The organism is Benzoatithermus flavus (assembly GCF_037908215.1).
GTDB lineage: Bacteria > Pseudomonadota > Alphaproteobacteria > Geminicoccales > Geminicoccaceae > Benzoatithermus > Benzoatithermus flavus.
Genome location: NZ_JBBLZC010000016.1, coordinates 92215 through 105400, shown reverse-complemented (window position 1 = coordinate 105400; position 13186 = coordinate 92215). Strand labels below are relative to the sequence as shown.

Below are 13186 nucleotides of genomic sequence, written 5' to 3'. Positions count from 1 at the left end.
CCCGCCGTGGTCGGCTGATTGGTCTTCGACCCGCATCGAGGACCGGCATTCCTACACCACGCCCAGGGGCACGATCGCATATCATCGCGGCATGGCCGAAGGGGTCACCCTCGCTTGCGGGGGTTATCCGCAGGCGGAGCCCCTTGCGAATACCGCCATGGGCCGGTACGCGGCGGAGAAGACTGGCATGGATCGCCCCTCGTTCCGCCGGACCCCGGGTTCGGCGCTCCCCCGAAGGGCAGCCCGAAGGCAGGTCTTGTTCCTTCCCAAGGATTGTGTACATATTGCATATAGCTTGTACTCTCCCGAGATGCGACGACGCGTGTGGCCCCGGGACGCACGGGAAGTCGATGCCTCGCCGATGGAAGCCGGCGCCAAGAAAGTGACATGAAGAGCAGCAAGACGACGCTCTACGAGACGCTGAAGCGTCAGATACTGACGCTCGAGCTCCCTCCCGACCACGACCTCGACGAGGTCGGGCTCAGCGAGGAGTACGGGATTTCGCGCACGCCCGTCCGGGACGTCCTCCGGCAGCTGGCGGGCGAGGGCTATCTCGACATCCGCGAGAACCGGGGCGCTCGCGTCATCCCGATGAACCACGCGACGCTCCGCGACTTCTTCCTCGTCGCCCCGATGATCTACGAGGCCGTGGGCCGGCTGGCCGTGCAGAACTTCAAGCCTGCCCAGATGGAGCAATTGAAGGAATGCCAGGAGCGGTTCCGCGCCGCCGTCGCGCGGCGCGACTCCGATGCCATGGTCGTCGAGAACACCCGGTTCCATGCGATCATCGGCGAGATGGCGAACAGCGCCTTCCTCAAGCCCAGCCTGAACAGGCTGCTGATCGACCATGCGCGGATCGGCTACACCTTCTTCCGGCCCACGGATGACGAGATGGAGGCGAACCTGGCGAAGGCCTGCGAGCACCATGACCAGTTCATCCGGGCGATCGCCGAGAAGGACGAGGCTGCGGTCGTGCGTCTCGTGTTCGAGCACTGGGAGCTGTCGCGCCGGAACATGGAGATGTTCATCGCGCCGAAGGGCCTGAGCTCGGAGGCCTTGAAGCGGCTGGGATCCGCGCCGCGGGACCTCAAGCCGAAGATCCGCCATCCGGCCAAGGCCTGACGCGATCCCCGGCAGAGCCTCCTCCCCCTCGGGCCCTTGGGCCCATGAACCTGCCATCGGTGCGCCGGGGCCGCCCCCGGCCCGCGCCGCCGATCCGGCCTGGATGACGCCAGGCATCCGCTCCCTTTCCCGTTCATGCTCGCGCACCGGCGAAGCCCGTGCCCTCGGTGCTCGGACACGAGACGCACACGACCCGGCTGCGTCCGGCCGGCACACATGCTGCATACTGCTTGTTCGATATATTGTGTAACTTAATAATACATTTTGTTGACAGCGCCCGGCCGCGATGGCATTCTTGCTGCCAGTCGATCGACGAGCCAGCGCGTGCAGTCGGGGAGGATCGGCAGCCCACTGCCGTCACGAGAGCGCCGCAACGGGCTCGTGATGCCGACGTTCGACCGCCGGCTCGTGAGCGGCGCCCGCCCCAGGGCGGCCGGGCCAGGCCATCAGGGTCTCACCAGTAGGATCCGAAACGTGAAGTTCGAAGGCATCTACACACCTGCCGTGACACCCTTCGGGCCGGGAGGCGAGATCGACCGGGCCGCGTTCGCCGACGTGCTCGAGAGCCTGATCGCCGCGGGCGTCCACGGCATCGTCGTCGGCGGCTCGACCGGGGAATATTACGCGCAGACCGCCGAGGAGCGGCTCGCCCTGGCGGCCTTCGCCAAGGAGGTGATCAAGGGTCGCACCGCCCTCATCGTGGGCACGGGCGCCACACGGACCGAGGATTCGGTCGCTTACGCCGAGCACGCCAGGGAGATCGGTGCCGACGCCATCCTGGTCGCTTCGCCACCCTACGCGCTGCCGACCGAGCGCGAGAACGCGGTCCATGCGCTGACGATCGACCGCGCCGCGAATCTGCCGATCATGCTCTATAACTATCCCGGTCGTACCGGCGTCATGATGGGGGAGACCTTTCTGTCGCGGGTCAGCCGTTCGAAGAACTTCCGGGCCATCAAGGAAAGCTCGGGCGACATCAACCGCGTGCACCTGCTGGCGCGCGAGTTCCCGCACATCGAGATGTCCTGCGGCATGGACGACCAAGCGCTCGAGTTCTTCGCCTGGGGATCGAGAAGCTGGGTGTGCGGCGGGTCGAACTTCCTGCCCAGGGAGCACATCGCTCTCTACGAGGCCTGCGTCGTCGAGAAGGACTTCGACAAGGGCCGGGCCATCATGAAGGCTTTGCTGCCCCTCATGGCCCTGCTCGAGGGCGGTGGCAAATTCGTCCAGTGCATCAAGTTCGGCTGCCAGCTCGCGGGCCTCGAGGTCGGCGACGTCCGCCCGCCGCTCAGGCCCCTGAACGACGAGGAGAAGCGCGGCCTGCAGACGGTCGTGGCCAACCTCAAGCGCACGATCGCGCACATCACGTCGGAAAACTGAACCATGAGCGATCTGCTGACCGCCCACGAGTACAAGGCCATCGCCGAGACCATGACGATCGGCGGCAATGCCTTCATCGACGGCATCGCCCGGCCAGCGATCTCGGGCGAGACGTTCCCGACCATCAATCCCGCCACGGGCCGCGAGCTGGCCCGGGTCGCCGCCTGCGACAAGGCCGACGTCGACCTCGCGGTCCAGAAGGCGCGGGAAGCCTTCGAGGATGGCCGCTGGCGCAACCGGGCCCCGGCCGAGCGCAAGCGGGTACTGCTGCACTTCGCCAGGCTGATCGAGCGCAACCGGCATGAGCTCGCGGTGCTCGAGAGCCTGGACAGCGGCAAGCCCGTTGCCGAGTGTCAGACGATCGACGTTCACGAGACGATCAACACCATCCGCTGGCACGCGGAGCTGATCGACAAGATCTACGACAGCACGGCTCCGGTCGGCCAGGGTGCCGTGGCGCTGGTGGTGCGCGAGCCGATCGGCGTCGTCGCCTGCGTGCTGCCGTGGAACTTCCCGCTGCTGATGATGGCGTGGAAGATCGGTCCGGCGCTGGCCGCGGGCTGCTCCGTCATCGTCAAGCCGGCCGAGGAGACCTCGCTCACCGCGATCCGCCTCGCCGAGCTCGCCTTCGAGGCCGGTGTTCCGGCCGGTGTGCTCAACGTCGTGACGGGCAGCGGTCCGGCGGTCGGCGAGCCCATCGGCCGCCATCCCGGCATCGACATGGTCAGCTTCACCGGCTCCACCGAGACCGGCAAGCGCTTCCTGCGCTACGCCGCGGACTCGAACATGAAGCGGGTCGTGCTCGAATGCGGCGGCAAGAACCCGGCCATCGTGTTCGACGACGCCGAGGACCTCGACCTGGTGGCCGAGCAGGTCGTGCTCGGTGCCTTCTGGAACATGGGCGAGAATTGCTCGGCGACCTCCCGCCTGATCGTCCACGAGAAGGTCAAGGACGAGCTTCTCAGCCGGATCAAGGCCTACATGCGCGAGTGGCGCATGGGCGATCCGCTCGATCCGAGCAACCGGGTAGGCGCCCTCGTCAGCCGCGACCACTTCGAGAAGGTCAAGTCCTACATCGACCGGATCCCGGCCGAGAATCTCGAGCTCGTCGAGGGCGGCAGGACCGAATGCGGCGCGTTCATCGAGCCGACCGTCGTGGACGGTGTGACGCGCGAGAGCAGCCTTTTCCGGGACGAGGTCTTCGGACCGCTCCTTTCGGTCACGACGTTCTCGAGCATGGCTGAAGCCATCGCCCTCGCCAACGACACGCCCTACGGTCTCGCGGCCTCGGTCTACACCGGCAGCCTCAAGCGGGCCCTCAAGGCGGCGCGCGAGATCCGGGCCGGCACCGTGACGGTGAACTGTTTCGGCGAGGGAGACATCACCACCCCCTTCGGCGGGTTCAAGGAATCCGGCTTCGGCGGCCGTGACAAGTCGATCTTCGCCCACGATCAATACACCGAGCTGAAGACGATCTGGATCGACACGTCCGACCGTTCAGTCGACGAGACGATCTGGTGACCGGGCACGTGATCCGCCGCCTGCCCGTCGACACCGGCCCGTCCGGCTGGCTGGCCCTCAGCGCGCGACGAATGCCCGTCCGCGCCCTCGACCGCGACCGGACCGCGGACTGGCTCATCGTCGGCGCGGGCTTCGCGGGCCTGTCGGCGGCCCGGCGTCTCGCCCAGCTCCGGCCCGGCGAAACGATCGTGGTGGTCGATGCGCGCGAGGTCGCGCAGGGGCCGGCCGGACGCAACTCGGGCTTCATGATCGACCTGCCGCACAACCTGGCGGCGGGCGAATATTCGCCGGGGAGCGCGGCACAGGCGAAGCAGGAGATCGCCCACAACCGCTTCGCCATCGCCTTCGCCACCGCCGCGGCCGCCGAATACGGCATGCCGCGGAGCATCTTCGATCCTTGCGGCAAAACGAATGCAGCCGCGACCGCGCGCGGCGAGAAGCTGAACGCGGACTTCGCGCGCGCGCTCGATCGCGCGGGCGAGCCGTTCGAAATGCTCGACGCCAAGGCGATGCGGGACATGACCGGCACGTCCTACTACACGAGCGGGCTGCACACGCCCGGTGCCGTCATGATCCAGCCAGCGAGCTACATCCGCATCTTCGCGGCGGCCCTGCAGCCCGTCGCCGACATCTACGAGAACTCGCCGGTGGTGGGCCTCCGGCGAGAGGGCAAGCTCTGGGCGGCGCGTACACCGCGCGGCACCGTCCGGGCGCCGAAGGTCATCCTGGCCGTCAACGGCCACATCCAGGACTTCGGTCACTTCGGCGGCCGGCTGATGCACATCTTCACCTACGCGTCCATGACCAGGGCGCTGCGCCCCGGCATGGCCGGGTACGGGCGCACGGGCGTGGCGGCCTGGGGGCTCCTGCCGGCCGACCCGATGGGGGCGACGGTGCGCAAGATCACGCATGGCGACGAGGAGCGCATCGTCATCCGTACCCGTTTCACCTACGACCCGAGCCTCGAGGTCTCGGAGGCGCGGGTCGCCGGGATCGCGGCCGAGCAGCGCCGGTCCTTCGACGCGCGCTTCCCGCATCTCGAGGGCCTGCCGTTCGAGTTCAGTTGGGCGGGGGCGCTCTGCCTCAGCCTGAACCACGTCCCGGCCTTCGGCGAGATCGAGGAGGGCTTGTTCTCGGCCTGCTGCGAGAACGGCCTCGGTACCGTGAAGAGCACGCTGGCGGGGGTACTGGCGGCGGATCTCGCGACCGGCACTGCTTCGACGATCCTCGATGAATACCGGGCACAGCCGGCGCCCAAGCGCCTGCCCCCGGCGCCGCTGGCCTATCTCGGCATCAACGCGTTCATCCGATGGCAGGAATGGCGCGCCGGCCGCGAGGGCTAGGGGCCTGATGGTGAAGACAATCGTCAGACAGGAGAGGTGAGAACATGAGGAAGTGGCTTCGGGCGGCGCTCGGCGCGCTCGCCCTCTTGGGGATCGCGGCCGGGCCCGGCCACGCGGAGGACAAGACGATCCGCATGGGCACGATGTCCTGGGAGGATCTGACGCCGATCACCGGCATCACCAAGAAGGTGCTCGAGGATGCCGGCTACACCGTCGAGGTGACCAGCTTCTCCGAATGGGGCATCGCCTACGCCGCCCTGACCAAGGGCGACACGCAGATCATGGTCTCGCAGACCGACTACGTGGCGCACGACTACTGGAACCGGAACAAGAACCGGCTCGAGAAGCTCTCGCCCGTGTCGCACGGCCTCTATCAAGGGATCGCCGTGCCGAAGTACGTGCCGATCGACTCGCTGGAGCAGCTCAACGAGGTGGCCGACAAGCTCGGCAACAAGATCATCGGCATCGAGCCCGGTGCCGGCCTGATGCGCGACACCGCCAATGCCGTCTCGGCCTACGGCCTGAAGCTGCAGCTGGTCGAGGGCAGCACCGCCGGCATGACCGCCGCCCTGAAGTCGGCGGTCGACCGCCAGGACTGGATCGCAGTGACACTCTGGGAACCGTCCTGGATGTCCCAGAAGTTCGACGTCAAGTATCTGAAGGACCCGAAGGGCGTCTTTCCGCCGCCGCAGACCTACTACTGGATCGGCCAGAAGGGCTTTTCGGAGAAGTATCCCCACGCCCGCGAGGTGATCGCCAGTGTCTACGTGCCGCTCGCCGAGATCACGGCGATCAACGCCGCGGTCAAGGACGGCAAGACCATGGACGAGGCCATCGCCGATTGGATCAAGAGCCACGCCGACCTGATCAAGCGCTGGGAAAACATCAAGAAGGGCTGATCCGGCTCGCCGGCAGCGCCGCCCCGCAAGCCTCATATCGGCGGGGCGGCGCTGCCCGAAAGGGTTTTTGGGACCGCACCAAGGCACGGCGCGACGTCCCGAGTGAAGGGAGGTCAACATGTCACCCGCCATGGACGGCAACGGTCCCCTGATCGACTGCCGGTCGGTCTGGAAGGTCTTCGGCAGGCAGGCCGAGGCGGCGATTCGCGCCATCGCCGAGCGCGGGCTCGGCAAGGCCGAGGTGCTCAAGGAGTTCGGCTGCGTCGTCGGCGTCGCCAATGTCAGCCTCACCCTGAACAAGGGCGAGATCTTCTGCATCATGGGGCTCTCGGGCAGCGGCAAGTCCACGCTGATCCGCCTGTTCAACCGCCTGATCGAGCCGAGCCTCGGCAAGATCTATGTCCGCGGCGAGGACATCGGCGCCATGAACGCCGCGCGGCTGCGGGAGACCCGGGCGCGGCACGTCGGCATGGTGTTCCAGAACGTCGCGCTGCTGCCGCACCGCACCGTGCTCGAGAACGCCGCTTTCGGCCTCGAGGTGCAGAAGGTCGACAAGGCCAGGCGTCTCGAGATCGCGAAGGCGGCTTTGGCGAAGGTCGGCCTCGGCGATTGGGGCAACCGCTTCCCCAACGAATTGTCGGGCGGCATGCAGCAGCGCGTCGGCCTCGCCCGGGCACTCGCCGCCGACCCCGAGATCATCCTGATGGATGAGCCGTTCAGTGCGCTCGACCCGCTGATCCGGCGCCAGCTGCAGGACCAGTTCCGTCGGCTCTCCAAGGAGCTGGGCAAGTCGGCGATCTTCATCACGCACGATCTCGACGAGGCCATCCGCATCGGCGACCGCATCGCCATCATGAAGGACGGCGCCATCATCCAGGTGGGCACGGCCGAGGACATCGTCTTGAAGCCCGCCGATGATTATGTGGCGGACTTCGTCGCCGGTATCTCGCGGCTGCACCTCGTCAAGGCCCATTCCGTCATGCACCCGATCGATGCCTTCCGGGCCACTCGCCCCGACCTCGACCCGTCGAGCCTGCCCCGGACGTCAGCCGACGCCGACGTCGACGAGCTGATCCGGATCACCCTCGCGAGCCGGCAGGACGGGATCGCGGTGGTCGAGAACGGCGCCCTCGTCGGCGTGGTCACCACGCGCAGCCTGCTACAGGGTGTCAAGGGCAAGGAGCCGGGCGAGACGATGGCACTTTGAGGCAAGGACCGGATCGGAACGGGAGCGGCGAGCCATGGACACCCAGGACCTGACGAGCGCCATCGACGACGCGATCGACAACGGCCTCGACTGGCTCAACACCTACGGCGGGGATGTGTTCGACGCGATCCGCCTCGTGCTCGACGGGCTCTTCGAGGCGATCGCCTGGGCGCTGCTGGCGCCACCCTTCTACGTGACCGCGCTGCTCGTCGGCGCCTTGGGCTGGTGGGCCGTGAGCCGGCGCTTCGGTGTCGCGGCTGCGCTCGGGCTCGCGTTCTGCGCCGTGATGGGGCTGTGGCCGGAGACGATGCAGACCCTGGCCCTGGTGCTGGCGGCGAGCGCTCTGGCGCTCTTGATCGCCATCCCGCTCGGGATCGTGGCCGGCTTCTACCCGCGGCTGAACGCGGCGCTGCTGCCGGTGCTGGACATGATCCAGACGCTGCCGCCTTACATCTATCTTCTGCCGGCGGTGGCGCTGATGGGCTTCGGCCCGGCGACCGCCCTCGCTGCGACCGTCGTGGTCGCGATCCCGCCCGCCCTGCGGCTGACCGCGCACGGCATCCGCTTGACGCCGCTGAACTTCCTCGAGCTCGGCCAGGCGAACGGCAGCTCGTCGGCGCAGATGTTCGTCAAGATCCGGCTGCCGTTCGCCATGCCGAGCATCATGGCGGGCGTCAACCAGTGCCTGATGATGGCGTTCGGCATGGTGGTGATCGCCGGCATCGTCGGCTCCGGCGGCCTGGGTGCCACCATCTACGACGCGGTCCGCACGCTGCAGATCGGCAAGTCGATCGACGCGGCCATCGCCATCGTGATCCTGACCATGATCCTCGACCGCATCACCGAAGGGGCGGTCAAGGACGAGCGGGAGGCAGCCGCATGACGCCCGACCTGCCCTTCATCTTCTCGCCAGGGTCCCTCGTCGCACCCGGCGTCGACTGGCTGAATACCCATCTCCATCCGCTCTTCGCCGGAATCAGCATGGTCGTCGAAGCGGTTCTTACGGCGGTGCAGTACGTTTTGACGGCCCTGCCGGCCGGCGCGCTCATAGCATTCGTGGCGGCGCTCGCCTGGGCGCTGGCGAGCTGGCGGATCAGCCTGCTCGCGGTGGGCACCTTGGGCTTCTGCTGGGTGATGGGCCTGTGGACGGCATCGCTGCAGACGATAGCACTGGTGTTGGTTGCGGTCGCGATCTCGGTCGCGATCGCATTTCCACTCGGCATCCTGGCCGCGCGCGAGAAGCGGCTCGAGCGGGCGCTGCGGCCGGTGCTCGACGTGATGCAGACCGTGCCGCCCTGGGTCTATCTCATCCCGGCGGTGATCTTCTTCAGCCTGGGGCCGGTGCCGGCGCTGATCGCCACCGTCGTCTACGGCGTGCCGCCGATGCTGCGCCTGACGACGCTGGCGCTGAACCAGGTGCCGAAGCCGCTGCTCGAGCTGGGCGATGCGCTAGGTGCCACCCGTGGCACCATCCTGCGCAAGATCGAGCTGCCCTCTGCCAAGCCGACGCTGCTCGTCGGCCTCAACCAGTGCATCCTCCTGTCGCTGGCCATGGTGGTGCTGGCGGGCCTGGTTGGTGCTGGCGGGCTGGGGGCCGAGGTGACGCGGGGCCTCGCGCGCATGGAGCTCGGCGTGGGTCTGCGGGCGGGGCTGTCGATCGTGGCGGTGGCGCTCCTGCTCGACCGGCTGTCGCGCGCCGCCCTCGACCGCCCGGCGCGACGGGCACGCTGAGCGGCAACCTGGCGAAGGAAGACATCATGACCATCGAGGCGCGGATCGGCATCATCGGCGGCAACGGCTGGCTCGGCAACGCCATCGCGCGGGCCGCCGTCGCCACGGGCGCCGTCGATCCCACCCGCCTGACCCTCTCGAGCCGGTCGGGCAACCTCGGCGCGGCGACGATCCCCGGTGTCCACTGGACCAGGGACAACGGCGAGCTGGTGGACCGCTCCGACGTCGTGGTGCTGTCGGTGCGCCCGGAGCAGTTCCAGGGCGTCCACATCGCCGCGCACGGCAAGCTGGTCGTCTCGGTGATGGCCGGCGTGCCGGCCCGTGCCGTCGCGGAGCGAACGGGGGGCGACGAGGTGGTCCGCGCGATGCCGAACGCGGCGGCGGCCATCCGCCGGTCCTTTACCCCGTGGTACGCGACCCCGCCCGTCTCGGCGGCGGGCAAACAGCTCGTCCAGGCACTCTTCGATGCCTGCGGCGAGGCTGCCGAGGTGCCGCTCGAAGCCCACATCGACTACTGCGTCGGCATGACGGGTTCGGGTGCTGCCTTCCCGGCGCTGCTCGCCCAGGCTCTGATCGCGCACGCCGTGGCGCAGGGTCTACCGCCCGCTTTCGCCGAGCGCGCCGCCAGGGGTGTCGTGGCCGGGGCGAGCCAGCTCCTCGCCGGCGAGGGCGGCGACCCGGCGCAGATCGTGCAGGCCATGATCGATTACCGCGGCACCACGGCCGCGGCGCTGCAAGCCATGATCGACCGCGGCTTCATGGGCGCGGTCGCGGCTGGTCTGGAGGCCGCGGCCGCCAAGGCAGCGGCCATGGCGTCGGGCTGAGCGCCCCGCCGTCGCGAGAGGCCGTGAGGAAGGATATCAGGGATGCCGAGCCGAGACCCCTTGCTTCAAGCGTTCCTGACGAGCCTCGCCGCGGCGTTGCCCGCCCATGCCATCGGCCCCGAGGCCGCGGCCGCGATCGGCAGGATCTACGACGCCCTGCGAACGCCTCGCGCGTGCGGGCACGTCGCTCCTCGACGCCTGCCGGTCTGCCGCTACCTGGCCGAAGCGGTCGCCACGGCCCGTGCCGGCTCGCCGCCCGTGGCCCGCGTCGCCGACGCCTTCGCAGCGCTGGAGCCGTCGCTGGCCTGGGCGCCGCGCGCCACGGGCGGTCCTTTCGCCAGCGACAACTGGCCGGAGGGGCACGCGAACACCACCATCGTCGGGCCGAAGGGTCTGGAAGACCGGAGCGACCTCGCCATCGGGGCCTCCCTGCTGGCACCGCACGTACGCTATCCCGACCACAATCACGCTCCCGAAGAGGTCTATCTCGTCCTGTCGCCGGGGCGCTTCCAGCACGGCGAGTCCGGCTGGTTCGAGCCGGGGATCGGCGGGACGCTCTACAACCGGCCGAACATCCGGCATGCCATGGCGTCGGACGACGTGCCCCTGCTCGCCATTTGGTGTCTTTGGATCGGGCAGCCTGCATAGGTCCAGGGCAGAGAAGTGCTTCAACTCAGGAATCCAGGGAATCCAGGATGAATCTGACGGGGAAACGTGCGCTGGTGACCGGCGCGTCCGGGGGGATCGGCGCGGCCATCGTCCGCAAGCTGCGGGCGGCGGGCGCGCGGGTCGTAGCGGCCGACCGCGACGTGTCCGGTATCGAGGCCGAGGCGCATCTGCCGGGTGACCTGCTGGACTCTGCCTATGCCGATGGCTTGCCGCAGGCCGCGGCGGACGCGCTCGGCGGGCTCGACATCGTCGTCAACAATGCCGGCGTGATCACCCGAGGCCCGGTGACCGAGACCTCGGATGCCGACTGGAAGCTGTCCGTAGGGGTGAACGTCGAGGCGCCTTTTCGCATCTGCCGCGCCGCGATCCCCATCATGGCGGCAGCGGGCGGAGGGGCCATCGTCAACGTGGCCTCCTGCTGGGGTCTGCGGCCCGGGCCGAACCACGCGGTCTACTGCATGACCAAGGCGGCGATCGCATCCCTCACGCAATGCATGGGGATGGACCACGCACGCCAGGGCATCCGGATCAACGCGGTCTGCCCGAACGAGGTCAACACGCCGATGCTGCGCACCGGCTTCGCCAAGCGCGGCTTCGATCCGGACACGGCGGTGGCCGAACTGGGCAGGACGGTGCCCCTCGGCCGGATCGCCGAGCCCGAGGACATCGCCGACGTGGTTCTCTTCCTCGTCTCGGACGCCGCTCGCTACATGTGCGGCTCACTGGTCGAGGTCAATGGCGGGAAGCCGGTGGGATGACGCGCTTCGCAGGCAAGGTTGCCCTGGTCACCGGCGGGCGAAGCGGGATCGGTCGGGCCATCGCCCGGCGTCTGCGGGACGAGGGTGCCCGCGTCTTCACCGCGCAGCGCGGGGCGGACGCCGAATGCGAGTGGATCGCTGCGGATTTCACCGATCCCGACAGCCCCGGGCAGGTCGTTGCCGAGGTGATCGCCCGCGCCGGGCGGCTGGATGTTCTGGTCAACAATGCCGGCATGATGCAGGAGGCGCGCGTCGAGGAGATGAGCCTTGCCGACTGGCAACGCAATCTCACGGTCAATCTCACGGCACCCTTCCTGATGATCCGCGCCGCCCTGCCGCATCTGCGCGCGAGCCGGGGCAGCATCGTCAACGTCGGCTCGATCGAGGGGCTGGGCAGCAATCCCCGCCACGCGGCCTATTGCGCCTCCAAGGCCGGGTTGCACGGGCTGACCCGCGCGGTCGCGGTGGATCACGGGGCCGAGGGCATCCGTTGCAATGCCGTGGCACCCGGCTGGATCGATACCGATCTGAACATCGAGTTCATCGAGAGCATGCCCGATCCTGTGGCCTTCCGCCGCGACCTCGGCCGTATCCATCCGGTCGGCCGCACCGGCCGGCCGGAGGAGGTGGCGGCATTGGTGGCCTGGCTCGCCTCGGCGGAGGCGAGCTTCGTCACCGGGCAGGTCTGGACCGTGGATGGGGGCAGGATGGCGCAACTGAGCCTCCCCTGAGACCACGCTCATAACCGCCTTTCCGGGCCGGCAGCCTTGCCCTCGAGGTGCGCGCCGAGCCAAGCGACGAAGGCCTGCGCGCTCGGCTTCAGGCTTTCGCGGCTCGGCACGACGACGAAGTAGGCGCCGCGCGTGCGCAGGTGGAGGTCGGTGACCCGGCGCAGCCGGCCCTGCTGCAGCAGATCCTCGACCAGGCAGTTCCAGCCCAGAGCGATGCCGTGGCCGGCGACGGCGGCGTGGATCACGTCGGTGTAGTAGCTCAGGCGCAGCACCGGTCGGCCGGGCCGGGCCGCCGAGAAGGCGGCGAGCCACTCCTTCCAGCCGATCCAGCCGGGATTGGCGGAGTCGTAGTCCAGGAGGGTGTGGTCCAGAAGCTCGTCCGCCGTTTCCGGCAGGCGGCAGCCGGCGGCGTAGCTCGGGCTGCAGACGGGGAAAAGCTCGTCCTCGCACAAGAACACGCTGCGACCGTCGGGCCAGACGCCGTCGCCGTAGCGGATCGCGACATCGACCATGTCCCGCTCGAGATCGATCGGCGTGTCCTGGGTGATCAGGCGGATCTTGGTGCTCGGGTGCAGCCGGCGGAACGCCGAGATCCGCGGCAGCAGCCAGAGCTGGGTGAAGGCGACCGTGGCGCCGATCACGAGCTCGTCCTCCTCGCTCTGCGCCCGGACATTGGCGATCGTCTGGTCGATGAGGCTGAACGACTGCGACAGGACGCCGGCCAGGATCCGGCCGCGCTCGGTGAGCTCGACCCGGCGATGGAGGCGGCGGAACAGGGCGAAGCCCAGCTCCTGCTCGAGCGCGTGGATCTGCCGGCTGACCGCGGCCTGGGTCACGCCGAGCTCGCCCGCCGCCTTGGTGAAGCTCAGGTGGCGCGCCACTGCCTCGAGCACGACGAGCGAGGTCAGCGACGGCAGGCGGCGGCGGAACCCTTGCATGAGCTGGAATTATGCCAGAACAGCGAGGAAGTGTCGTTGACCGTGAGCGGTGGGACGAGGATT

The 13186-nt window shown here is 68.6% G+C and carries 13 protein-coding genes; 12 read left to right on the top strand and 1 reads right to left on the bottom strand.

Annotated elements, in window-relative coordinates:
- The first annotated feature begins 387 nt into the window (after nucleotides 1–387).
- From U1T56_RS16085 to U1T56_RS16030, 12 genes are all read left to right on the top strand, one after another.
- Nucleotides 388–1122, top strand: a complete 735-nt coding sequence (locus U1T56_RS16085) for a GntR family transcriptional regulator (RefSeq protein ID WP_418160502.1) — start codon at nucleotides 388–390, stop codon at nucleotides 1120–1122.
- A 474-nt stretch (nucleotides 1123–1596) separates the two neighbouring features.
- Entirely contained in the window at nucleotides 1597–2502 is a 906-nt protein-coding gene (locus U1T56_RS16080) for a dihydrodipicolinate synthase family protein (RefSeq protein WP_418160501.1), read from the top strand.
- A 3-nt stretch (nucleotides 2503–2505) separates the two neighbouring features.
- Nucleotides 2506–4023 carry an aldehyde dehydrogenase gene (locus U1T56_RS16075; RefSeq protein ID WP_418160500.1) on the top strand — a complete coding sequence of 506 codons (1518 nt, stop codon included), beginning with the start codon at nucleotides 2506–2508 and terminating at the stop codon, nucleotides 4021–4023.
- Nucleotides 4020–5366: an NAD(P)/FAD-dependent oxidoreductase gene (locus U1T56_RS16070; RefSeq protein ID WP_418160499.1), complete on the top strand. Its 1347-nt coding sequence runs from the start codon at nucleotides 4020–4022 to the stop codon at nucleotides 5364–5366. Before U1T56_RS16075 ends, U1T56_RS16070 begins: the two co-directional genes overlap by 4 nt.
- Before the next feature lie 44 nt (nucleotides 5367–5410).
- On the top strand, nucleotides 5411–6265 hold the full coding sequence (locus U1T56_RS16065; RefSeq protein WP_418160498.1) for a glycine betaine ABC transporter substrate-binding protein: 855 nt from the start codon (nucleotides 5411–5413) through the stop codon (nucleotides 6263–6265).
- A 118-nt stretch (nucleotides 6266–6383) separates the two neighbouring features.
- Nucleotides 6384–7472, top strand: coding sequence for a quaternary amine ABC transporter ATP-binding protein (locus tag U1T56_RS16060; protein WP_418160497.1), 1089 nt, complete (start codon nucleotides 6384–6386; stop codon nucleotides 7470–7472).
- A 34-nt stretch (nucleotides 7473–7506) separates the two neighbouring features.
- Complete coding sequence (locus tag U1T56_RS16055) at nucleotides 7507–8355, top strand: ABC transporter permease (RefSeq protein ID WP_418160496.1); 849 nt, start codon at nucleotides 7507–7509, stop codon at nucleotides 8353–8355.
- Nucleotides 8352–9203, top strand: a complete 852-nt coding sequence (locus U1T56_RS16050) for an ABC transporter permease (RefSeq protein WP_418160495.1) — start codon at nucleotides 8352–8354, stop codon at nucleotides 9201–9203. Before U1T56_RS16055 ends, U1T56_RS16050 begins: the two co-directional genes overlap by 4 nt.
- A gap of 26 nt (nucleotides 9204–9229) precedes the next feature.
- Nucleotides 9230–10027: a pyrroline-5-carboxylate reductase family protein gene (locus U1T56_RS16045; protein ID WP_418160494.1), complete on the top strand. Its 798-nt coding sequence runs from the start codon at nucleotides 9230–9232 to the stop codon at nucleotides 10025–10027.
- Between the two features lie 42 nt (nucleotides 10028–10069).
- The gene (locus tag U1T56_RS16040) at nucleotides 10070–10675 is read left to right on the top strand and encodes a dimethylsulfonioproprionate lyase family protein (RefSeq protein WP_418160493.1); all 606 of its coding nucleotides are present in this window, start codon (nucleotides 10070–10072) and stop codon (nucleotides 10673–10675) included.
- A gap of 47 nt (nucleotides 10676–10722) precedes the next feature.
- Nucleotides 10723–11454, top strand: a complete 732-nt coding sequence (locus U1T56_RS16035; RefSeq protein ID WP_418160492.1) for an SDR family NAD(P)-dependent oxidoreductase — start codon at nucleotides 10723–10725, stop codon at nucleotides 11452–11454.
- Complete coding sequence (locus tag U1T56_RS16030) at nucleotides 11451–12185, top strand: SDR family NAD(P)-dependent oxidoreductase (protein WP_418160491.1); 735 nt, start codon at nucleotides 11451–11453, stop codon at nucleotides 12183–12185. The genes U1T56_RS16035 and U1T56_RS16030 overlap by 4 nt, the downstream gene beginning before the upstream one ends.
- An 8-nt stretch (nucleotides 12186–12193) precedes the next feature.
- Here the strand turns inward: U1T56_RS16030 and U1T56_RS16025 are convergent, their stop codons facing one another.
- Nucleotides 12194–13123 (bottom strand): LysR substrate-binding domain-containing protein, encoded by a 930-nt coding sequence (locus tag U1T56_RS16025; protein ID WP_418160490.1) that lies wholly within the window; start codon nucleotides 13121–13123, stop codon nucleotides 12194–12196.
- Nucleotides 13124–13186: the final 63 nt, after the last annotated feature.